Below are 22,085 nucleotides of genomic sequence, written 5' to 3' on the forward strand. Positions count from 1 at the left end.
TCCTCAGAACAGACCGCTCTGGTTTTTCAGTAACGCTTCCACGTCTTTATCCACCTTGATGTGGATCTCATGCTCAATTTTTACGTTCATATTGATGGTGATGGGATCTTTGGGTGCCGTAACCTCAATGCGCGGCACGCAGCCGATGCTCAGCAGTCCGGCTGCCAGAACCAGTAGTGCCCTCAGGCTCATGGTGAAGTGTCCTTGTTCGATGGCAAAGTCGCGTGTTGTTCCAGCCAGGATTGCAAATTATCGCCAAAGCGCAGGCTGCGCCAGAGCTGAAACAGATTTTCCTGATGATGGTAGTTAAGATTCACCGTCTGACGACGGTTGCTGAACCGGCTGACGCCCTGCACCTCTGCCGTCATGCTCAGGTCGCCGAGGTTATCCAGATTAATTGTCGCCCAGCTGCGGGAGATCTCCATATAGCGAAGCCAGTCCAGCGCCGCGCCAGTGGCGACGTTATTACGGGTAATGGCATCCGCCATATCGTTGTCCAGCCGGAAAGTCAGAGGGCCGCTGTTGGCTATCCACCCTTTCTCGACCAGCCAGCGGGGATTATTGAGCCACAGCGGCAGTTCACCGTTAACCCGTCCCGACATGGCGAACTGCTTAGGCTTCAGTGCGGTCACCAGCTCGCTGAGGCTGATTTGACGCAGCGTTACCCGCGCAGGCTCATGCTGTGGCATCTGCAATGCGGGCAGCGTAATCTGCCCGCCGAGGAGTTCCAGACTGACATCCTGCAACCTCAGCGGCGCGGCTTCGCTCCACGGCCAGCTGCCCTGCAGATCGGCACGGATATTCTGCATCGCAAACTGGTTTTTTACCTCGGCAATGCGCAGGGAAACCGGGCCATGCTGACCAAACTGCCACTGCCCGGCCCTGAAGCGAAAGGGCAGTGAGAAGTCGATACCATTGATCTGGCTGTCCGGCGTCCAGACGCTGCCCTGCTTCACCGACCAGTGTCCACCGGCCTGAAAACCCTGCTCGGGGGCAGCGGAAAAGGCGAACTGCGCCTGCAGCTGACCATCCTGAATCTGCATTTTCATGTCCGGGCTGATTAACGGCTGAAACACCCGGAGCGACTGTGACGGCCACCAGGCCTGACCGCGCAGCCGTTCGCCATCCCAGCGACCATTGACCCGCAGCGGGCCAATCCTGCCGGCATTCAGGCTGCCCCGCCAGATAAAGTCGCCGGGGTCACGGCCTTTCGCCTCGAAATCGAGCGTTGAATCAGCCAGCCTGCCGCCATAGCTGAACCGGGTCTCGCCCGCCTGCAGCCGGAAATGGCCATTAAACGCCGGGTGGGCCGCATCGCGCTGCCAGTTAACGGGTTCAGTGAGCGTCAGACGCGGACTGGCGACGTTGACACTGCCGTAGGCCAGCTGATTAAACCCGGTGGAGAGCGTATCCAGATGGATCAGCGTATCGTGCCAGCCACCCGTGCCTTTGACATCCCAGCGTGCCTGAAGCGGCAGCATCTCGCCTCCGCCCCAGTAGCGCCAGTTCCATTCGCCCTTATCAGGCCAGAAGTCGCTGGCACGCCCATCGAGATGCAGCCGGAAACGGCCAAAACTGGCATCGTGCGCGTTAAGAATCGCCTGCAGACGGCCATCAATTCCCTGCGATGAGAGGCGCACGCCCGCCAGCGGCCAGCGCGCCTCGTCCACCTCCAGCGTGGAGAGCAGGCGGCCCCGCAGGCGCAGCAGTGATTTAGGCTGGAGTTGCAGCTGAGGATCGAGGAGTGACCCGCTGAGCACGCCCGGAATGGAGCCGTAGAGTTGCAGATCCGCCAGCTTACTTTCGCCGGTCAGCTGAAACGGCAGATGGCTCTCTGTCAGGCTGAGGTGGCCGGGGCCGAGACCCAGCACAACGTTGCCCTTGCCGCCGCGCCCCCGGGTCAGCAGATTGAGGCGTCCGCTGATCTGGCTCCGTTCAAGCCCCGACTGCCAGTTCTCCAGCGTCAGGTTAATAAAGCCGGAGAGCGGCTGGGCGGCGAACGGCCAGTAATATTCCCCCTTCTCAATCTGAATCTGGTCGCGACTGATCTGCCAGGGGAGACGCAGAAGCGGGCGATCCTGTTCCGCCGTCGTTGCGACGACTATGCCCTGCTGCTGCTGCCAGTTGAGGCTGAGCTGAAGCGGATGCGGCAGCGCAGCCAGCGCCAGTTGTCCGGCCATCTCGCCATTTACCGGCAGGTCACTGGCAAAGGTGGGAAGTTCAAGATGCCCCTTGAGGGTGATGGGTTCAGAGAGTGCCGGATGGGTCAGCGTCAGATGATCGACTGCCAGCTGCTGACCGGTCAGCGTTGCCGCCAGCTGCAGATTGTCACCCCGATAAGTCAGACGCTGGCGATCTTTTTCCAGCGTGAGATCCAGTGTACCCGCGTAGGTCTGCCACGGGGCCACCGTCAGCTTATCCAGATGGACATCGGCACCCGGCAGCATTGCCTGCCATTCGGCCAGCGTTCTGGGCGAACCGGGATTGTCGTCGTCCGCCGGCAGTTTTTGCAGACAGGCGCTGTCCAGCGTCAGTGCGGCCGCGTTAAGTTTCCAGCGCGACTGATGCCAGCCCAGCGAGACGGCTTCAACCGTTGCCAGCGTACAGTCGCCCGCCAGATAACGAATTTCTGGCAACCACAGGCCTCCCTCCCGCCAGCGCGGTGCGCCAGACAGCTCAATGCGGGTCTCCTGCGGCAGCCAGATCCCGACCAGCCGGGGCAGCCACTGTGTCACTGTTAACATCAGGCCGAGCAGCAGCAGAATCAGCGCCAGAATAGCCGCCAGCCGCCGCCGGACTCTCCGTGGCATAAAAGCCATAATCCTTTTCCTCACCCTATCCTGACCATGATGATGGCATGTAAATTGCGCGAGGTGAAGGTCTGCCCCGGACGCATTTCAGCGGTTTCAGCAAAGTCCGTCAGAAAACGTTATCCTTGGTCTATCACCTCTGCAGGAGCACAACGATGAAGATCGCGGTTTACAGCACCAAGCATTACGATCAGAAATACCTTGAGCAGGTCAATCAGCAGTTCGGCTTTGAACTGGTGTTCTTCGACTTTTTACTCACTGAAAGCACCGCAAAAACGGCAGTGGATTGCGATGCGGTCTGCATCTTTGTCAATGATGATGGCAGCCGACCGGTGCTGGAAGAGCTGGCCGCGCTGGGTGTGAAGTATATCGCGCTGCGCTGTGCCGGTTTTAATAATGTCGATCTGGACGCTGCAAAAGAGCTGGGCCTGGAGGTGGTGCGTGTGCCCGCCTATTCGCCGGAAGCGGTCGCGGAGCATGCTATCGGCCTGATGATGACGCTGAACCGTCGTATTCATCGCGCCTATCAGCGCACCCGTGACGCGAACTTTTCACTCGACGGCCTGACCGGCTTTAACATGCATAACAAAACGGCGGGCGTGATAGGCACCGGTAAAATCGGCATTGCGACCATGCGCATCCTGAAAGGCTTTGGCATGCGGCTGCTGGCGTTTGATCCCTGGCCGAGCGAGCAGGCGCTGGAACTTGGCGCGGAGTATGTCGATCTGAAGACGCTGTTTGCGGAGTCGCACGTCATTACGCTGCACTGCCCGCTGACGCCGGAAAATCACCATCTGCTCAACGCCGAAGCGTTCAGCCAGATGCGTGACGGCGTCATGATTATCAATACCAGCCGCGGTGGTCTGATCGATTCACAGGCGGCGATTGATGCGCTGAAGCAGCAGAAGATTGGCGCGCTCGGCATGGATGTTTATGAGAACGAACGCGACCTGTTCTTTGAAGATAAGTCGAATGATGTGATTCAGGACGATGTCTTCCGCCGTCTGTCGGCGTGCCATAACGTGCTCTTCACCGGCCATCAGGCATTTTTAACCGCCGAAGCCCTGACCGCCATTTCTGAAACCACGTTAAGCAATCTCAGTCAGCTCGATCGCGGTGAACACTGCCCTAACCGACTCTCCGTCTGAGGGTGCGGGCCGGAGCAATCCGGCCTGTCTATCAGCGCGCGCAGTGCCCGCCGATCAGCGCCTGCTCATCACAACGACGCCCGTTCACTAACTGACACATCCCCACCCGGGATCCATCCAGCTGATGCGAAAAAGCCAGGGTTCCGCCTGCATTTTCACAGGTGCTTTCTGCCAGAGAAGACATCACCACGCGGGGCTGAACATGGGCGGCGGTGGCTTGTTGCGGTGGCTCGTTATCATCACTGTGGCTGCTGCAGGCAGAGAGGAATAACGCGGCACCGGCCAGCAAAAAGGTGGCTGCTTTCATCAGTCGGACTCCGGGAATTGGGATAATAGGCTGGCTCAGCATATGTCAGGCAGCACAAGGGGTCGAGAGGTGAAACAGCTTTTTACAAATTTCTGCGGCGTGTTTTGCAAGCAGAATTATCTTGTTTACCTGGTAACACTGAACTGTCACCCTTTTCCGGCCCCCCTTATTTCGGAGTAAAGCCATGTTAATGGATATGTTAATTCGCATTGCGCTGGCCGGTATTCTTGGCGGCCTCATCGGCCTGGAGCGGCAGATGCGGGCCAAAGAAGCCGGACTTCGCACCCACATCCTGGTCGGGATCGGCAGTGCGATGTTCATGCTGGTGTCGAAATATGGCTTTGCCGATATGCTGAACAGTGACCATGTCGCGCTGGACCCCAGCCGGATTGCGGCGCAGGTGGTCAGCGGCATGGGCTTCCTGGGCGCGGGTACCATCATGATCCAGAAGCAGGTGGTGAAAGGCTTAACCACGGCAGCGGGTTTGTGGGTAACCGCAGCGATTAGCCTGGTCATCGGCAGCGGCATGTATGAGATCGGCATCTATGGGACCGTGCTGGCGCTGGTCGTGCTGGAAGTGTTCCGCCGTCTGAGCCACGTTTTAATCGGTAAACACCATACCCTGCTGGTTTTCCTGAAGCCGAAGAGTGTGCCGCTGGTGCTGCTGGTGATGCAGCGGGAAGGCATCCGCTACGGCAACGTGACGGTGATTAATCGCGATCAGGAAAGCGGACTGTGTGAACTCAGCGTGCAGGTTACGCTGTCGCGCAGGTCAAATGACGCGCATCTTTACGATAAGGTGATGGAGATTAAAGGGGTGCAGTCGCTGGAGATGATGTGAGCATCTGCCCTGTCTCACCGGGCCGGTGCGCCAGCCCGGTGGGTTTCATACCCTGAAAATGTCGGCGCAGACGATGGCGCTCCCCTTGCCTGCTGCCGACGTTGTTAACAGCCTGATCCACTGTCACCCTTCAGAATGACCATCCCCTGACCTGACACATGGAGCCGGTCAGAAATTAATGACATAATCCGGTATTATTTATCAGCGAAATGATGACAGCCGGAGACCAATGCGCCCTGACTCTGACCCTGCAGACAATGCCCTGTCCGCGACCGCACGTAAAAGCAACTGGCGCGGGCTAAGCCTGCTGACGGTTATCCTGATCGCGGCTGCGGTGGCCATTATCATGATTCTGGACCATCGCAACTCGGTGAATAATGCGCTTGAAACCGGACAATGTCTGGCTGAGGAAGGCGCTGAAAACATTCTTGGCGTACTCAGGCATTTTTTACACCATGCCTATCGCTGGATCTTTAAAGCCTGCGGCTAATTAAATTCAGTGCAGCAGAAAATGGAGTAAGCCATGCCGGTTCAGCAGCAGCAGAACGCCACCATACATTACGGCGACATAACAGATTAAAAAAAGCAGCAGCGTCATGATAAATTTCACACCAGACTTTTTTATTTTGTGATCGTTATCCGGCTTTCTCATCGCGGTTAATCACCACTCCTTTTTTTAACCTGATTGCACAGCGGGATATTAAACGGTTCCTTTGTTCCGCTGTATTGCCGAAATGTGCGAAACGACGCCCCGGATGTCTGTCTGTTGATTTTACGTTGGATAAAACCCAGCCCGACGACGTTATGCTTTTTCATCCGGGTGGACACGTTCTCAAGAAACAAACAACTGATTGTTTACTATCTCTTTTTCCAGATAAAAAATTGCAGGCTTAAATTAACAGAGCGTTCGATTCAGGCCATTAAACCAGCCTGTCGATGAAGCTGATTATAATCTTTTCCGCTCAACACAGATTAAACCGCGTGCGACTTTCAGATCACTCCGTTTAATCTGTCCCAGCCTGACTCACGCAGAACGCCCGATTTAAAAAGCAAAATATTTAAATTTGATATGGGTCAAATTTCACTCCCGATATAATAGTGCCTGTTTATGTCTGATTGATCTTTACCTGCTCATGCTGGTTAATTTGCTGAACCGGTGGCGTCAATGAAATATCTGTTAATCCTCCCCTTCATTTTTATGATCGCAGGCTGCGCGACAAAGAACGATAGCGCGCGAACCGCGACTGACCAGACTTCATCCCCCTCCTGCTCCTCGCACAGTGATGAAATCGACTGTCAGTGGAAAGAGGTCCCCGCCAGTTGAGGAGGTAACGCTGACTTTTCTCCTCATGCGCCATTGCGCAATGCTGCAACATCCCTTTCTCCCCCCGTTTGCCTTTACGCAACGTGCGGAAGGTGAACTCTGGCGTCTTAATCCGCGGATTACTTCACTCCGGCACTGGCATTCGCGGCAACAATCCGTACCATACGCTGCATATTCGTGACACCGCAGAGAAGTGGCTGGCTGAATGCGCACGTTGATTTGCCCTCAGGCTACGCTTTCTGGTTTTAGAGATAGGTAAAAATGCAAGATAATCAAATGGTTGACAAGAAAGAACAGTACAACCTCAATAAACTGCAGAAACGCCTGCGCCGTCATGTCGGCGAAGCCATTGCAGATTTCAACATGATCGAAGAAGGTGACCGCATCATGGTCTGCCTGTCGGGCGGAAAAGACAGCTACACCATGCTGGAAATTCTGCGCAGTCTGCAAAAAAGCGCCCCGGTCAGTTTCAGCCTGATTGCCGTTAACCTGGACCAGAAGCAGCCTGGCTTCCCTGAGCATATCCTCCCGGCCTATCTGGAGTCTCAGGGGGTGGAGTACCGGATTATCGAAGAAGATACCTACTCCATCGTCAAAGAGAAGATTCCGGAAGGGAAAACCACCTGCTCTCTCTGCTCACGCCTGCGCCGTGGCATTCTGTACCGCGTTGCCACGGAGCTGGGCTGCACGAAAATTGCGCTGGGCCACCACCGCGATGACATTCTGCAGACGCTGTTCCTCAACATGTTCTATGGCGGAAAAATGAAAGGCATGCCACCGAAGCTGATGAGCGACGATGGCAAGCAGATTGTGATCCGCCCGCTGGCCTACTGCCGTGAAAAAGATATCATCCGCTTCTCGGAAGCGCGTCAGTTCCCGATTATCCCCTGCAACCTCTGCGGTTCTCAGCCAAACCTGCAGCGTCAGGTGGTAGCCGATATGCTGCGTGACTGGGATAAGCGCTACCCGGGCCGTATCGAAACAATGTTCAGTGCGATGCAGAATGTCGTGCCGTCGCACCTCGCCGATGTCAATCTGTTCGACTTCAAAGGCATCAAACATGGCGATGCGGTGGTGGACGGGGGCGATATCGCTTTTGACCGCGAAACGCTGCCATTGCAGCCGGCAGGCTGGCGGCTCGATGATGAAGATGCCCCTGTCACAGGCGCACGTCTGGATGTGCTTCAGATTAAGTAAGTGCCGGAAAAACAGAAGGGCGTGCTGCTGGCAGCACGCCCTTTTTTTATATGTTGCGGTGTGGCGGTGGATCCATTATCGGCGGAAACTCCGGATCCGTCGGCGGATCGGGCTGAGGTTGCGGATGGGGGATCGGGTCAGGAATCGGGGTCGGATCCGTGGGGATCGGCTCGCTGTTATAAATCGCGCTCATGCCGTACTCCTTTTCTTGCGAATGGACTTTAAGCTTAGGTAAGGAACGGCGTTCCAGCCAGCCAGGCAAAAAAAAGCCGGCGCACTGGCCGGCATGTTTCGAATTAAATGTGCTATGCATTAATTCTAAATCAGGAAGTAAGACAATATGGAGCGCAACGCCCATCGCTTGACGTTGCATTCACCTGCGGGAGAGAGTTTGCGTCAACGGCGACATCGGGTTCTTGATATCGATCAGCTTTTGCCGCCTTTCATCGAATTTCAGCGCCTGGGCTGAGATGGCCCCTCCCCGTCGCGCTACAGCCAGTGCCGTTTACGCAGATAACCGGCGACGCCGACAGCCAGAACCACCAGCAGCAGGCAGAAAATGGAAAAGCCGTATCGCCATTCTCCGCCCGGAATGCCGCCGAGGTTGACGCCGAACAGACCGGTCAGGAAGGTGGCTGGCAGGAAGATCATCGCCATGACTGACATGGTATAGGTGCGCCGGTTCATCGATTCGGCCATGGCAGAGGCAACCTCATCGGCCAGAATGGCGGTTCGCGCCACGCCAGCATCCAGGTCATCCAGCCCGCGTCCCAGCCTGTCGGCAATCTCCTGCATCCGACGCCGTTCGTTGTCATCCATCCAGGCCAGTTTTTCGCTCGCCAGCCGGGCATAGACATCGCGCTGCGGGGCCATATAGCGTCGCATCACAATCAGCTGTTTGCGCAGCAGACCCAGCTCACCCCGCGCGGGCATCCGCTGATCCAGCAGCGCATCCTCCAGCTCAATGATTTTGTCATGCAACTCTTCGATAAATTCGCTGGTGTGATCGGTCAGGGCATCACAGACATCCACCAGCCAACTGCCGCAATCGATCGGGCCGTTGCCATTCTGCAGGTCGGTCAGTACTTCATCTACGGCAGAGACTTTGCGCCGGCGGGTCGAAACAATCAGCTTGTCGTTGATAAAGACCCGCATCACGACCAGCTGGTCACGGCGCGCATCGCTGTTATGGTTAACGCTGCGCAGCACAATCATGAAGCCATCACCCAGACGGCTGACGCGCGGACGCATACTGTCACCCGCCAGGGCATCACGGACGGCATCAGGAATTTGAGGCGTCGACTGCAGCCACTCTGCGCTTTTACGATGGGTGTAGTTCAGATGCAGCCAGCAGGGCTGCTCGCACTGAATCACCTCATCTTCCGCGATCGGGATCATGCCGCCCTTGCCATCAAGCTGGCAGGAAATGATGGCGTCTGAAACCTGCAATGCTTTTCCTTCAATTACGTCCACACCGTCCCCTCACTATCAAAATCAATACGATACAGTCTAGCGTGGCGGCGATGAGTTGCAATCTCCGGGCTGTGTAGAAAGATGTCAGCCGGTGGCCGGATGAACAGCCACCGGAGGCTTAATGTTTCTCGATCCAGAGCTCGCGGCTGTAGGCGACATCTTCGGGGTTAGTGATGGGATACCCTTTGACCCAGGGTTTAATCAGGCGGCCATTGGTGTACTGATAGATCGGGGCGATGGGGGCCTGATCCGCCAGAATCTGTTCCGCGCGGTTGTAATCGCTGCTGCGCGCCTCGTCACTGGTCTCGCGACTCGCTTTGGCCAGCACGGCATCGTAATCCGCGTTGCTGAAGCGGGGAATGTTGCTGCTGTTGCCGGAGGTCAGCAGATTCAGGAAGGTGGATGGCTCATTGTAATCGCCGACCCAGGATGCCCGGATCACATCGAAGTTGCCGCTGTTACGGCTGTCGATGTAGGTTTTCCACTCCTGATTTTCCAGCGAGACATCCACGCCAAGGTTCTTTTTCCACATAGACGCCACCGCGATAGCAATCTTCTGATGGCTCTCCGAGGTGTTATAAAGCAGCTTAAGCCTGAGCGGTTTACCCGGCCCATAGCCCGCTGCGGTGAGCAGTGCTTTTGCCTGCGCGTTGAGATTGTTCTGGTCATGTTGCTGCAGGAAAGAAGGCAGCGGCCTGAAGCCAGCGGTGACATCCGGGGTAAAGTGCCATGCCGGTTTTTCACCGGTTCCCAGCACTTTTTCCGCAATAATCCGGCGATCAATCGACCAGGAGAGCGCTTTGCGCACCCGCGCATCAGCGGTCGGGCCCTTCTGCGTATTAAACGCATAGTAATAGGTGCCCAGCTGGTCAGGCGTGTAGACCTCACCCGGCAGACTTTTCTTCAGCAGACCATACATCTCTTTAGGAAAAGATTCGGTGATATCGATGTCGTTGGCGCGATAACGCTTGGTGGCACTCGACTCTTCGTTGATCGGAACAAACGTCACCCGGGTCAAAACCGAATGGGCATCATCCCAGTAGTGCGGATTGCGCGTCAGGACAATTTTCTCGTTTACCACGCGCTCGCTGAGCTGATAGGCCCCGTTGCCGACCAGTTTACCGGGCGCGGTCCAGCTGTCGCCCTGCTGCGCCAGGGTCTTCTGCGGCACCGGAAAGAGCGCCACGTTAGCCACCAGCGCCGGGAACCACGGCACCGGACGATCCAGCGTGACCTTCAGGCGGCTGTTATCCTGCGCCACCACGCCCAGCTTATCCGGGGTCATCTGACCTTTGGCGATCGCCGCCGCGTTCTCAATACCGCTTAAGGCGGCGAACGAGGCCGAAGGTGAACTGTTTTCAGGGTCGACAAGCCGCTGCCAGCTGTAAACAAAATCCTGCGCGGTGACCGGCTCGCCATTCGACCAGCGTGCGTTGTTGCGCAGCGTAAAGATCCAGGTTTTGTTGTCGCTGCTGCTCCAGCTCTGGGCCACGCCCGGTACGATTTTGCCGTGCGCATCCTGATTGGTGAGGCCTTCAAAGAGATCGCGAATGACCTGAATCTCTGGCAGGCCGACCGCTTTAAGCGGATCGAGCGAAGCGGGTTCATCCTTGATATGGCGCACGATCTGCTGCTGCTCAGCCAGCTGCGCGCCAGCGGGTGGATTCGCCGCGAGGGCGGGTGTGAAGAGGCTGCTCAGACTGATGGCGGCCAGCGTCATGCTAAAGGTTTTAACCATAATCACTCCTTTACCCCAAAGAAGCGCTGCTCGACGCCGAACGCGATGCAGCTTGTGCAGGGCACTTTAACGCAAATCGCTGATGGATAAATAACTATTTTCCGCCTTCTGCTTTTCCGCTACTTTTAATAAAACCCTTCGAGGAATTTATTATGTCGCCACTTCATCCGCGCCCGCTGCGGGGCAAGCTGGACGTTCCGTATCAGCAGTATGGTCGCTCACTCCTGGGCGCACCGCTGCTCTGGTTTCCGGCTCCGCTGGGCAATTCGGAGAGCGGGCTGATCCTGGCAGGCACCCATGGGGATGAGAATGCGGCTATCGCCACGCTCTCCGCCGCATTGCGGACGCTGCCCGATGGCATGCGGCGGCATCATGTGGTGTTAGCGGTTAATCCAGACGGCTGTCAGCTGGGGTTGCGCGCGAATGCCAGTGGCGTGGATCTCAACCGTAACTTTCCGGCCGCAAACTGGCAGTCGGGCGATACCGTTTATCGCTGGAACAGCGCCGCCGATGCGCGCGATGTGGCGCTCTCAACCGGCAATCATCCCGCCTCAGAACCGGAAACCCAGGCGCTCTGCGCCCTGATTCATCAGATCAAACCTCGCTGGATCGTCTCCTGGCATGAGCCGCTGGGGTGCATTGATGACCCCCATCAGTCAGAGATAGGCGGCTGGCTGGCCGACCACACCGGCCTCCCCCGCGTCACCAGCGTCGGATATGACACTCCCGGCTCCTTCGGCAGCTGGTGCAAAGATCTCAGCCTGCCCTGCGTGACCGCGGAACTGCCGGTAATCTCCGTGGATGAAGCGACGGAAGTCTACCTTGAGGTGATGGTTAACCTGCTGCGCTGGCAGCAATGAGCAACTGACCGTTCCGCACGTTAATCGGTGGTTCGGCATCCACCGCCAGCCAGGTCGGGCCATCAAGATCGGCAAAACGGGTCTGCGGCACCAGAGGCAGTGCGGCGCGTATCGCCCGCGAAGTGCAGAGCATGCAGCCAAGCATGACCGCAAAGCCCTGCTGCTGCGCCGCTTCGGCCAGCGCCAGCGCTTCGGTCAGCCCGCCAGCCTTATCCAGCTTGATATTGACCATCTCATAACGGCCGCGCAGCGCCGGCAGGCTGTCACGCGTGTGACAGCTCTCATCGGCACAGATCGGCAGGGGATGAATAAAGTTTTCCAGCGCCGCATCTTCGCCGGCGGGCAGCGGCTGCTCCAGCATCGCCACGTCGATATCGGCCAGCAGCTGGCAGCGCGCCGCCAGCCCTTCTGCATGCCAGGATTCGTTCGCATCGACAATCAGGGTGGCTTCCGGCACCGCTGCGCGGATCGCCATCAACCGCTCGGTAATGAAATTATCATCCAGCTTAATTTTCAGTAGCTTGGCACCATGCTGCCATAGCGCCAGCGCGCTGCTGGCCATCGCTGCCGGTGTGTCGATGCTCACCGTCTGGGCGGTCACCACCTCCGGGGGCGCGATCACGCCATTCAGCTGCCACAGGCTGCTTTTCTGCTGATGAACGGCGAGATCCCATAGCGCGCTGTCGATAGCGTTACGTGCAGCACCGGCGGGCAGCGCCTGCTGCAGTGCCTCTCGCGTCATGCCCTGCTGCAGCGCGGGCAGCAGAGAGGCGATCTGCGCCAGCACAGAGGCCTCGGTTTCGCCGTAGCGGGCATAAGGCGTCGCCTCACCCACCCCCTTGACGCCCGCCTCTTCAATCTCAACCACCACCACCTTCACTTCGGTTCGGGTTCCACGGGCAATGACAAACGGGGTATGCAACGGCCAGGCTTCGGGATAACTTTTTACCGTTCTCATTTCCACTCCAGAATGAATGACGCAGTGGCAGACCGCCACAGAGATTTCGACAATTGAACTCGTAAACCCTTAACATTTATGTCATAAACAACGGCTAAGTTTAGCCTTTTTGTATCAGCACTTTTTTATCATCAAAAGGAATCACTATGTCTCAGACTGTTCATTTTCAGGGTAATGCCGTCCCGGTTGCAGGTCAGTTCCCTCAGGCGGGCGATAAAGCCAAAGCGTTCACCCTGGTGGCGAAGAACCTGGTTAACGTTGCGCTCTCTGAGTATGCAGGAAAACGCAAAATTCTGAACATTTTCCCGAGTGTGGATACCGGCGTGTGTGCGTCATCAGTGCGTAAATTCAATCAGGCAGCCAGCGAACTGAATAACACCGTGGTGTTATGTATCTCTGCTGACCTGCCGTTTGCCCAGTCGCGCTTCTGTGGCGCAGAGAACCTGAGCAACGTGGTGACCCTGTCGACGCTGCGCGGCTCAGAGTTTAAGTATGATTATGGCGTGGAAATTGCCGATGGTGCGCTGGAAGGTCTGACCGCGCGTGCGGTGGTGGTGCTGGATGAGAATGATAAAGTGCTTTACAGCCAGCTGGTGGATGAAATCACCAACGAACCTGATTATGACGCAGCGCTGGCCGCGCTGAAGTAATAAAAAAAGCGGATAACCGGGTTATCCGCTTTTTCCCTTTCGCGCATAGCCTATTCGCTGTCGCTGCGCTTCTGCCCCAGACCATATTCCCGCAGCTTATTGGCAATCGCCGTGTGCGACACGCCAAGCCGTTTTGCCAGTTTTCGGGTGCTGGGATAGGAGAGGTAAAGCCGCGTCAGGATTGAGCGCTCGAAACGGCTGGTGATTTGATCCAGCGTTCCTTCCAGTGCCTCATCACCCAGCGACACATCCAGCGCCTGCTCAGGCAGTACGATGTCCTGAGGACGCAGTTCGTAACCCTCCAGCTGGGTTAACGCCCGGTAAAGCGCATTCTTTAACTGACGTACGTTGCCCGGCCAGGCATAGCGGGTCAGAAACGCGTTGAGCTGCGGAGAGAGGCGTGGACGCGCCATCCCCTGCTCATCCGCAAAGCGGGCAACAAACATCTCGGTCAGCGGCAGAATATCCTGCGGACGGTCGCGCAGAGGCGGCAACTGCAGCGTCAGGACGTTGAGACGGTAGAAGAGATCTTCGCGGAACTCTCCGCGCTGTACCAGCTCAATCAGGTTCTTCTGCGTGGCGCAGATCACCCGCACATTCACATGCACTTCATGCTCTTCACCGACGCGGCGGAAGGTGCCGTCATTGAGAAAACGCAACAGTTTGGTCTGCATTCTCGGCGACATCTCACCGATTTCATCCAGCAGCACCGAGCCGCCGTTCGCCTGTTCGAAAAAGCCCTTCTTGCCTTCAAGCGCATTAGGATAGGCGCCGGCAGCATGTCCAAACAGCTCGCTTTCCGCAACGTCGTCAGGCAGTGAGGCGCAGTTCAGCGCCAGGAAAGGATTCTTCCCGCGGGCGCTGCGCAGATGGCAGGCGCGCGCGAGCATGTCTTTCCCGGTGCCGGTGTCGCCCACAATCAGCAACGGCGCATCCAGCATCGCCAGCTTGCGGGCCTGATCCACCACCTGCCGCATTTTCGGTGTCACGGCAATAATGTGATCAAACTCCGAATCGTCGGTGACCACCAGATTCTGCAGCTGACGGCCCATGCGGGCGGTCGACTTCAGCATCACCATCGCGCCGACCGGCCGGTCGCTCTGGCCCTCTTCACCCGGCAGATAGATGGGACGCGCTTCCATCAGAAAATCCCGGCCCTCAATAACGACATGCTGCGCCTGCGCTTCCACCCGATCGCTCTCCAGCCAGCGCATAAAGTTAAAGCCGGTGATCAGATGACCGGCGCTGAAATTGCGCATCTTCTCTTCATCGAGATTGAAGAGGTTCTGTGCCGCCGGATTAGCTAACTCAACCTTACTTTTCAGATCGACAGAGAACACCGGATCGGGCATCGCCACCAGCAGCGCACTCAGCGCACGGTGTTCCCGCTCAGAAGGCATGTACGTGACAGTGCGCACATCTGTCACGCCGGGCGTACGCCGGATTTCAGCCATCAGATTGCTGAAGGCATCAAATTCCAGCGCAGCAAAGTTGAGATAGATGCGCCCAATCGCCGTAATTTCGATACCGCGTAAATCAATATTGCGTGCCACCAGCAGGTCGAGCAGTTCACGCGTCAGACCGATACGGTCCTGACAGAACACTTCCAGACGCATTGCGTTCGCCTTAATCAGGTTCAGATGGTTCAATGATACGCTAAGTCGCGCACTGGCAGAAAGAACTCTGTCAGGAAAAGTTGACACTTCTGGTGTGGATGATGGCGTTTTGTACTGCGCCGCTGAGATCATGATTCTGTCTCAGAGTGTCAGGATTTGTCAGTGCCGGAGTTTTTATCCCATCCGACTTGCTGTATATTTTTCAAAACCGAATAAAAACCACTATAAAATGCTGACTTTCTTCGCAAAATATCTGACGGTAGGTGTCATCAATACCCTGCTTCACTGGGTCACCTTCTTTATCTGCCTTAGTCTGGGCCTTTTCCAGTCAACCGCTAATCTGTTGGCGTTTTGTCTGGCCGTCACCTTCTCTTTCTTTGTGAATGCACGCTGGACCTTTAATCAGCAGGCAACAGCCTGGCGCTATCTTCTCTACGTCCTGTTTATGGGGGCAATGGCCTTTAGCGTGGGTTATCTCGCTGACCGGCTCGGCCTCTACCCTCTGATAACGCTGATCGCCTCATCCGCCCTGAGTCTGGCGTGTGGCTTCCTTTTTTCCCGCTTTATCGTCTTTAAAGGAGAGTCATGAACATCTCTTTGGTGGTACCGGTATTCAATGAAGAAGAGGCTATTCCCCATTTTTATCAGGCCGTGAGAAAAGATGAGGCGCTTGCGGCCTGGCAGGTTGAGATTGTTTTTATCGATGATGGCAGCACGGACGCAACGCGTGCGCTGATTACTCAACTGAGCCAGCGTGATCCGCTGGTGCGCAGCCTGTCGTTTATTCGTAATTTTGGCAAAGAGCCGGCGCTGTTTGCCGGACTGGAAGCGGCAACCGGCGAGGCCATAATTCCAATAGATGTCGATTTACAGGATCCGATTTCGATAATTCCCGAAATGGTCCGTAAATGGCAGGCGGGTGCCGATATCGTTTTAGCCAAACGGATTGACAGAAGTGCTGATGGCCATCTGAAGCGCAAAACAGCCCGCTGGTTTTACAAGCTGCATAACAAAATCAGCTATCCGCAGATTGAAGAGAACGTGGGTGATTTCCGGCTGATGTCGCGGGAAGTGGTTGAGAACATTAAACGGCTGCCCGAAAAAAATCTGTTTATGAAAGGCATTCTGAGTTGGGTCGGCGGACAGACTGACATTGTTGAATATGTCCGGACTGAGCGGGTCGCGGGGCACAGTAAATTCGGAGGCTGGAAATTGTGGAATCTGGCGCTGGAGGGACTGACCTCTTTCTCAACCGTACCGCTACGTATCTGGTCTTATCTGGGTTTTCTGGTTGCCTCACTGGCCTTTCTTTATGGGCTCTGGATGATTGCAGATAAACTCCTGTTCGGTAATCCGGTGCCTGGCTATCCCTCTATCCTGGTTTCCGTACTGTTTCTTGGCGGAGTTCAGCTGATTGGCATTGGTGTACTGGGTGAATATATTGGCCGCATCTATATGGAAACCAAAAACCGGCCTCGCTATATTTTGCGAAAACCCGTGGAAAATAAATCAAGCCCACCCGAAAACACCGATTAAATTGTCCGGTAAACGGGCAGAGATAATGGTCAGAATAAAAGGATGACAGATGATCGCCACCGATAACGGCCTGACCCGCCGTCAGGTTTTTTTACTTTTTGCATTAGTTTTTCTGGTGGCCTACAGTCCCGCCTGGCTGACCCAATACGCCTATACCGATGACTGGACCAATCTCTACTGGGCCAATTTTGACAGGCTCAGTATTTTAAACTGGGACACCCTGTCGGGCAGACCGGTCTATGGCATTATTCAGTACAGCGCCTCATTCCTGGTCGCGAGCATAGAACGCCTGGCACTCCTGCGCGGTGTCGCCATTATTCTGCTTATCTTTACCGGCTACTATCTCTATACCCTTTGCCAGAAATATCAGCTGATGGAAAGCCAGGCTCAGCGGATAACCTTTGCGTTATTACTCTGCCTGCTTCCCTCCTTTCAGGTTTATATTGCCTGGGCATCCTGCTTTCCTTACATCGCGGCCATTTTACTGGCAGGTGCCAGCTACCACTTCTCGACTAAACCCGGCGTGACAGGCCGCGTGTCAGCGGTGTGCCTGCTGACCGTTGCCTTTTGTCTCTATCAGCCAGCCGCAATGAGCTTTACCTTTTTTGCCGCCTTGGATCTCTGCCTTTCTGCACGAAAAATTGACAGGAAGCGGGCTGCAATCTCTCTGATCGTACTGGGTGCCGGTATGTTTGCGGCGCTGCTCGCATCAAAGGTCCTCCCGGTCCAGCTTTATGGCCACACGCTGCCGCGCTCCGCCTTCAGCTATGACGTCCCGGCTAAGCTCAGCTGGTTTTTCACGGAATACCTTAAGAACGTGATCTGCAATTTTGACCTCGGCGCAAAGACGGTTTCAGTCATCATCTCGTCGATCATTATCGGTTTTGGGCTGAAGAAAATTAAGGCAGCCGGTAACGACAAATTTTATCTGATGTTTATCTTACTGGTTATCGCCGCCCTGCCTAACCTGATTGTCAGCGAGAGTATGGCGGCCTACCGGACGCTTATTGCCGGTGCGCTGATGACTACCAGCGCCTTTATTCTGGGTCTGTTTGAACTCAGTAAAAAGCTGAAGTGGAAAAAGACATTTTATGCCCTGCTGGTGATCGCGGCGGCCTCACTGTCGATCAGTCATCTTATCAACGGTTATTCCGTACCTGCCCGCAAGGAGTTTGCCCTGCTCGAACGGGCGATCACGCAGCAGGTGCCGAAAGCGTTCAACGGGGCGCTCTACTATCGCCTGACCGGGGAGTATTTACCGAAAGTCGCTACGCTGCGGAAATATGATGATTTTGGCGGACTGGGCCTGAGCATGTCATGGACCTTTGCCGGGATGGCCCATTTTATCCGCGAGAAAAATGGCATGGCCTATACGTTACCCGAGAATCCGGTTATCACAGATGAAGGGCATTGCCCGGGTGACTGTCTGATTATCGATTCCCGTCAGGTTCTGCGTCAGACACCGTAATCGGCATGAAGGCGGCCTGGCCGCCTTCATGCTTACAGACGCGCTTCAGGAGGATTTGTTGTTGCCCTTCTGCAGCGCCTCTTTCATCTGTCCCAGCAGCTCACGCCGGAAATCGCCCAGCCGGGGCTTATCCTGCTCCAGCCAGGGCAGCGGACGGCAAAGCTCCATCGCTTTTACACCCAGACGTGCGGTCAGTAAACCGGCACCAATGCCCTGTGCGGCCCGCGTTGAAAGTCGGGCGGCGATATCCTGCGACATCCAGTCCATCCCCACTTCCCGCACCAGCTCTGACGCCCCGGCAAAAGCCATGTTAAGCAGCACCAGACGGAACAGGCGGATACGGCTGAAATAGCCCAGCTCGATGCCGTAGATGGCGGCGATGCGGTTGACCAGCCGCAGATTGCGCCAGGCGATAAACGCCATATCGACCAGCGCCAGCGGGCTGACCGCAATCATCAGGGTGGACTCGGCTGCATGGCGACTGATTTCACGCCGCGCCTGGCGATCCAGCACCGGCTGCACCAGCTGCGCATAGAGACGGACAATCTCACTGTCGTTCTGGGTTTCATGCAGGGACGCGTGCCAGCGCTGCAAAGCCGGATGCGCCTGGTCAAGTTCCGCCTGCTGCGCCAGCTTTTCACAAAAGGCCCGGCCTTTGCCGATGCCATGACTGTGCAGCAGTTCACGGCCGACATCGCGCTCTTCAGCGCGCTGACGCAGCTGATAGAGACGACGCCACTCCGTGGTCAGGGCACCCACCCCCGCCAGGACGATCAGGCCACCGGCCACACCGCTGCCCAGTGAGAACCAGTCGCGGGTCAGCCAGGCGTCATGGGTCCACTGCACGCCCTGGGCAATGACGCTGACGCCAAACAGCAGTGCGCCAGCAGTCACCAGTTTACGCCACAGGCTGCGCTTCGGTTTCAGCGCGGCCTCCACTGCCCGTTCGCCTGCGCCCTCCTCTTCAACGGCGACATCTTCATCCTGTACCGCCAGAAAGGCGGCATCGGCCTCTGCATCAAAGGCGTGTGCCGGGCGCAGTGGCGCGGCGCGGCTCTCCTCCAGCGGACGGGCAAAATCGATACGCGGCTTCAGCGGATCACTCATCGCAATTTATCTCCCAACAAAAATTCCAGCGCGGCATCCATGCGGATATGAGGCAGCGGACGATCGACGTCGAGCTGCTGCGGGCGGAATTGTTCAAACTGAAAACCCTGCTGCTGCCAGAAGGCATTGCCGGGCAGACGTGGCGGAACGTCGCCAGGATAGACGGTCAGCGGCTCGCCATTATCCAGCCGGTTGCCGCGCAGTGCCGGGAGCTTTTCGCCACGGTGATCGACCAGCCCGCTCTGCGTCGCCTGAACCGAAGCCAGTCCGATGCATTCCATCGTGATCCCTTCAAACGCCGCGTTCTGCCAGGCATCCTGCACCAGCTGCTGCAACAGCGAGACCATATTGCCATGCTGATCGCTGGTGATGTGATCGGCTTTGGTGGCAGCAAACAGCAATTTATCAATTACCGGCGAGAAGAGCCGGCGAAACAGCGTGCGCTGGCCATAATGAAAACTCTGCATCAGCTGCGTCAGGGCCAGACGCATGTCGTTAAACGCCTGCGGCCCGCTGTTCAGCGGTTGCAGGCAGTCAACCAGAACAATCTGGCGGTCGAAACGCAGAAAATGGTTCTTATAGAAGCCTTTCACGACATGCTGACAGTAGTAGTTAAACCGCTGCTGCAACATGCCAAAGTTACTGCCCTTGTCCGCCTGCGCCAGCTTCGTCAGCCGGGCCTCATCGGTGGTCGGCCAGGGGAAGAACTGCAGCGCAGGCGCGCCCGCCATATCACCGGGCAGGACAAAGCGGCCAGGCTGGATAAAGTGTAAGCCTTCGGCTTTACAGCGGTGCAGATAGTCGGTCCAGGCGGCGGCGATTTCTGCCAGCCGGGTTTCATCGGCGGGAGCCAGCGGGTCCAGGTTCTCGCAGAGGGCGCGCCACGGCGCGGCCCACCCCGCGCGGTCGCCCTGCAACAGTCCGTTCATCTGCCGGGACCAGGCGAGGTAGTCCTGCGCCAGCATCGGCAGATCCAGCAGCCACTCACCGGGATAATCAACAATTTCCAGATAGAGGGTCGCGGTCTCTTTCAGGTGGCGCAGCAGGGAATCGCTGGGACGGTAACGCAGCGCCAGACGCATTTCGCTGACGCCACGGGTGGGCACAGGCCAGGCGGGTGGCGTGCCGTAGAGCTGTGCCAGCCCTTCGTCGTAGGTAAAGCGTGCGGTGCCCATATCGCGCTGCGGCACCCTCTTGACACCTAACAGACGCTCATCCCGCACAACGGAAAACAGCGGCAAACGAGCGCCGCTGTGAACGGTTAACAGCTGGTTAACCAGAGAAGTGATAAAGGCGGTTTTACCGCTGCGGCTTAATCCGGTGACCGCCAGACGAAGATGGCGATCGACGCCGCGGTTCATTAACGCCAGTAGTTCAGTTTGCAGTCTTTTCATCTTTCTCCCTGATGAAGCGCGACGCAACCCGATTCATCACCCGCTTCAGCAGTGGCTCCAGCGCCACGGCCAGCAGCAGACGTAACGGGCGTCGCGCTACCGATTTCACCGCCCAGCCCGTCACACCGGCCGGACCATAGGTAACAGCATTGATAATGATGAATCTGGCCGCCGACTTCAATGCAGGTGCCGCGCGGTGACGGAAGATTGTGGATCGCGAAAAAGACATAACACCTCCATTGCGTGAACGAACGGGCCTGAAGCGGCCCGGTACAGGCGGTTTCAGATCTGGCGGAAGCGACTGCGTACGCTGAACGTTTCAGACGTTACGTAGCGTTCCACGTCGCGCACGCTGCGTTCATCACGCTGCAGTGCGCTTTCCAGCTGGTCCAGCAGTTCGCTGGCGCTGGGCGGGCGTTCCCCTTCTGCGGCCGAGGCGGGCTTCTCATCCAGCACAAACCCCAGCACAAAGTAGGCGATAATCGTAAAAACAAACAGACCAAAGAACAGGGATAACACCACGATGATCCGCAGCAGGCGAACCGGGATGTCGAGATACTCGGCCAGCCCTGCACAGACCCCCATCAGCTTTCCTTCGTCTGGCTTACGCCATAACTTACGGCCTTTCATCATGGCTGCCTCCAGTTAGGATGCTCTGCGTCCAGAATCGCTTCCAGCGCGTCAATCCGTTCGCGCATCCGTTGCGCATCCTGGGTCACACGCTGCAGGCGCTGAAGTTCGCTTTGCGACAGTTCCGAACCGCCGTTGCGTTTGTTGCTGTAATGCAGCCATAACCAGATGGGTGCCACGAACAGCACGAAAATCGTCAGCGGTATGGCGAGAAAAAGTGCGCTCATTGACTCTCCTTAATCACTTTTTGCAACGTCGAAGGTTACTCACTGCGGTTCATTTTGGCTTTCAGCGCATTAAGCTGCTGGCTGATCTCATCGTCCGCTTTCAGATCGGTAAACTGCTGGTCCAGGGTTTTGGATTTACCAAAGCCGTGACTTTCGGCTTCCGCTTCCATGTGATCAATACGGCGTTCAAAGGATTCAAAACGCGCCATCGCTTCATCGATTTTACCGCTGTCCAGCTGACGACGCACATCACGTGACGACGACGCCGCCTGATGACGCAGCGTTAAGGCCTGCTGACGGGCGCGCGTTTCGCTCAGCTTTTTCTCCAGCTCGCCAATTTCACCCTTCATGCGTTCCAGTGTCTCTTCAACATGAGTGACTTCCTGCTTCAGCGAGGCGATAAGATCAGTCAGTTTCTGTTTTTCAATCAGCGCAGCGCGGGCCAGGTCGTCTTTATCTTTGCGCAGCGCCAGCTCGGCTTTTTCCTGCCACTCCGCCTGCTGAATCTCCGCCTGCTCAATGCGACGGGACAGCTGTTTCTTCTCTGCCAGCGCCCGCGCAGAGGTAGAACGCACTTCGACTAAGGTGTCTTCCATTTCCTGAATCATCAGCCGCACCAGTTTCTGTGGATCTTCAGCACGCTCCAGCAGAGAATTGATATTGGCATTCACGATGTCGGCGAAACGAGAAAAAATACCCATAATGATGTTCCTCTTTTAAAAGTCTTAAACAGTGTTGCCCTGCCTGATTAATACAAGATGCGTGCCAATTTTATATATAATTGATTTTAATCATCTTTTA

At 56.5% G+C, this 22,085-nt stretch carries 23 protein-coding genes; 9 read left to right on the forward strand and 14 right to left on the reverse strand.

All coding sequences use genetic code 11. The features are described from left to right. Window positions 1-3: 3 nt before the first annotated feature. Complete coding sequence (locus HFD97_RS05795) at window positions 4-192, reverse strand: YnbE family lipoprotein (protein WP_009090058.1); 189 nt, start codon at window positions 190-192, stop codon at window positions 4-6. Next, entirely contained in the window at window positions 189-2,819 is a 2,631-nt protein-coding gene (locus tag HFD97_RS05800) for a YdbH family protein (RefSeq protein ID WP_167430796.1), read from the reverse strand. The genes HFD97_RS05795 and HFD97_RS05800 overlap by 4 nt, the downstream gene beginning before the upstream one ends. Before the next feature lie 146 nt (window positions 2,820-2,965). On the opposite strand from HFD97_RS05800, the gene HFD97_RS05805 reads away from it, so the two are divergent. Next, the gene (locus tag HFD97_RS05805; protein ID WP_167428159.1) at window positions 2,966-3,958 is read left to right on the forward strand and encodes a 2-hydroxyacid dehydrogenase; all 993 of its coding nucleotides are present in this window, start codon (window positions 2,966-2,968) and stop codon (window positions 3,956-3,958) included. A 31-nt stretch (window positions 3,959-3,989) separates the two neighbouring features. Here HFD97_RS05805 and HFD97_RS05810 read toward each other — a convergent pair whose 3' ends face one another. Next, window positions 3,990-4,265: a DUF333 domain-containing protein gene (locus HFD97_RS05810; protein ID WP_009090053.1), complete on the reverse strand. Its 276-nt coding sequence runs from the start codon at window positions 4,263-4,265 to the stop codon at window positions 3,990-3,992. Between the two features lie 184 nt (window positions 4,266-4,449). Here HFD97_RS05810 and HFD97_RS05815 point away from each other — a divergent pair, with 184 nt between their 5' ends. The 3 genes from HFD97_RS05815 to ttcA all read left to right on the forward strand — a co-directional run bounded on the left by HFD97_RS05815 (window position 4,450) and on the right by ttcA (window position 7,627). After that, on the forward strand, window positions 4,450-5,106 hold the full coding sequence (locus HFD97_RS05815) for an MgtC/SapB family protein (RefSeq protein WP_167430795.1): 657 nt from the start codon (window positions 4,450-4,452) through the stop codon (window positions 5,104-5,106). Window positions 5,107-5,335: 229 nt separating this feature from the next. Continuing rightward, window positions 5,336-5,596 (forward strand): hypothetical protein, encoded by a 261-nt coding sequence (locus HFD97_RS05820; protein ID WP_009090049.1) that lies wholly within the window; start codon window positions 5,336-5,338, stop codon window positions 5,594-5,596. Window positions 5,597-6,691: 1,095 nt separating this feature from the next. Continuing rightward, a complete protein-coding gene (gene ttcA, locus HFD97_RS05825; protein WP_167430794.1) occupies window positions 6,692-7,627 on the forward strand; it encodes a tRNA 2-thiocytidine(32) synthetase TtcA in 936 nt (311 codons plus the stop codon). A gap of 46 nt (window positions 7,628-7,673) precedes the next feature. Here the strand turns inward: ttcA and HFD97_RS22465 are convergent, their stop codons facing one another. The 3 genes from HFD97_RS22465 to HFD97_RS05840 all read right to left on the reverse strand — a co-directional run bounded on the left by HFD97_RS22465 (window position 7,674) and on the right by HFD97_RS05840 (window position 10,838). Beyond that, window positions 7,674-8,000, reverse strand: a complete 327-nt coding sequence (locus HFD97_RS22465; protein WP_140925444.1) for a hypothetical protein — start codon at window positions 7,998-8,000, stop codon at window positions 7,674-7,676. A gap of 116 nt (window positions 8,001-8,116) precedes the next feature. After that, the gene (zntB, locus tag HFD97_RS05835; RefSeq protein ID WP_009090042.1) at window positions 8,117-9,100 is read right to left on the reverse strand and encodes a zinc transporter ZntB; all 984 of its coding nucleotides are present in this window, start codon (window positions 9,098-9,100) and stop codon (window positions 8,117-8,119) included. A gap of 118 nt (window positions 9,101-9,218) precedes the next feature. Then, window positions 9,219-10,838, reverse strand: a complete 1,620-nt coding sequence (locus HFD97_RS05840) for an ABC transporter substrate-binding protein (RefSeq protein WP_167430793.1) — start codon at window positions 10,836-10,838, stop codon at window positions 9,219-9,221. A gap of 152 nt (window positions 10,839-10,990) precedes the next feature. Between HFD97_RS05840 and mpaA the strand changes: the two genes are divergently transcribed. Continuing rightward, the gene (mpaA, locus tag HFD97_RS05845) at window positions 10,991-11,698 is read left to right on the forward strand and encodes a murein tripeptide amidase MpaA (RefSeq protein WP_167430792.1); all 708 of its coding nucleotides are present in this window, start codon (window positions 10,991-10,993) and stop codon (window positions 11,696-11,698) included. Here the strand turns inward: mpaA and ycjG are convergent. Next, complete coding sequence (gene ycjG, locus HFD97_RS05850; RefSeq protein WP_167430791.1) at window positions 11,673-12,656, reverse strand: L-Ala-D/L-Glu epimerase; 984 nt, start codon at window positions 12,654-12,656, stop codon at window positions 11,673-11,675. The two genes, mpaA and ycjG, sit on opposite strands and share 26 nt — an antisense overlap. A gap of 146 nt (window positions 12,657-12,802) precedes the next feature. Here ycjG and tpx point away from each other — a divergent pair, with 146 nt between their 5' ends. Next, window positions 12,803-13,306, forward strand: a complete 504-nt coding sequence (gene tpx / locus HFD97_RS05855; protein ID WP_046101893.1) for a thiol peroxidase — start codon at window positions 12,803-12,805, stop codon at window positions 13,304-13,306. 50 nt (window positions 13,307-13,356) lie between these two features. On the opposite strand, the gene tyrR is transcribed toward tpx, so the two are convergent. Next, window positions 13,357-14,922: a transcriptional regulator TyrR gene (gene tyrR, locus HFD97_RS05860; RefSeq protein ID WP_058957869.1), complete on the reverse strand. Its 1,566-nt coding sequence runs from the start codon at window positions 14,920-14,922 to the stop codon at window positions 13,357-13,359. 229 nt (window positions 14,923-15,151) lie between these two features. Here tyrR and HFD97_RS05865 point away from each other — a divergent pair, with 229 nt between their 5' ends. The 3 genes from HFD97_RS05865 to HFD97_RS05875 are packed head-to-tail and all read left to right on the forward strand — an operon-like array spanning window position 15,152 to window position 17,926. Then, entirely contained in the window at window positions 15,152-15,511 is a 360-nt protein-coding gene (locus HFD97_RS05865) for a GtrA family protein (protein ID WP_111207623.1), read from the forward strand. Beyond that, window positions 15,508-16,458: a glycosyltransferase family 2 protein gene (locus HFD97_RS05870; protein WP_167430790.1), complete on the forward strand. Its 951-nt coding sequence runs from the start codon at window positions 15,508-15,510 to the stop codon at window positions 16,456-16,458. Before HFD97_RS05865 ends, HFD97_RS05870 begins: the two co-directional genes overlap by 4 nt. Window positions 16,459-16,507: 49 nt before the next feature. Beyond that, the gene (locus tag HFD97_RS05875) at window positions 16,508-17,926 is read left to right on the forward strand and encodes a hypothetical protein (protein WP_167430789.1); all 1,419 of its coding nucleotides are present in this window, start codon (window positions 16,508-16,510) and stop codon (window positions 17,924-17,926) included. A gap of 45 nt (window positions 17,927-17,971) precedes the next feature. On the opposite strand, the gene HFD97_RS05880 is transcribed toward HFD97_RS05875, so the two are convergent. Genes HFD97_RS05880 through pspA form a run of 6 tightly spaced genes read right to left on the reverse strand, consistent with a single transcriptional unit; the run spans window position 17,972 to window position 21,985 of the window. Next, on the reverse strand, window positions 17,972-19,033 hold the full coding sequence (locus tag HFD97_RS05880; RefSeq protein ID WP_167430788.1) for a YcjF family protein: 1,062 nt from the start codon (window positions 19,031-19,033) through the stop codon (window positions 17,972-17,974). Beyond that, a complete protein-coding gene (locus HFD97_RS05885; RefSeq protein ID WP_167430787.1) occupies window positions 19,030-20,427 on the reverse strand; it encodes a YcjX family protein in 1,398 nt (465 codons plus the stop codon). The genes HFD97_RS05880 and HFD97_RS05885 overlap by 4 nt, the downstream gene beginning before the upstream one ends. After that, on the reverse strand, window positions 20,408-20,656 hold the full coding sequence (gene pspD, locus HFD97_RS05890) for a phage shock protein PspD (RefSeq protein WP_167430786.1): 249 nt from the start codon (window positions 20,654-20,656) through the stop codon (window positions 20,408-20,410). The genes HFD97_RS05885 and pspD overlap by 20 nt, the downstream gene beginning before the upstream one ends. A gap of 53 nt (window positions 20,657-20,709) precedes the next feature. Next, a complete protein-coding gene (gene pspC, locus HFD97_RS05895) occupies window positions 20,710-21,060 on the reverse strand; it encodes an envelope stress response membrane protein PspC (RefSeq protein ID WP_009090023.1) in 351 nt (116 codons plus the stop codon). Next, window positions 21,057-21,284, reverse strand: coding sequence for an envelope stress response membrane protein PspB (pspB, locus tag HFD97_RS05900; RefSeq protein WP_009090021.1), 228 nt, complete (start codon window positions 21,282-21,284; stop codon window positions 21,057-21,059). Before pspB ends, pspC begins: the two co-directional genes overlap by 4 nt. A 35-nt stretch (window positions 21,285-21,319) precedes the next feature. After that, window positions 21,320-21,985 (reverse strand): phage shock protein PspA, encoded by a 666-nt coding sequence (gene pspA, locus HFD97_RS05905; protein WP_167430785.1) that lies wholly within the window; start codon window positions 21,983-21,985, stop codon window positions 21,320-21,322. Window positions 21,986-22,085 lie beyond the last annotated feature (100 nt).

Source organism: Pantoea sp. EKM103V (assembly GCF_011800365.1).
GTDB lineage: Bacteria > Pseudomonadota > Gammaproteobacteria > Enterobacterales > Enterobacteriaceae > Pantoea > Pantoea anthophila.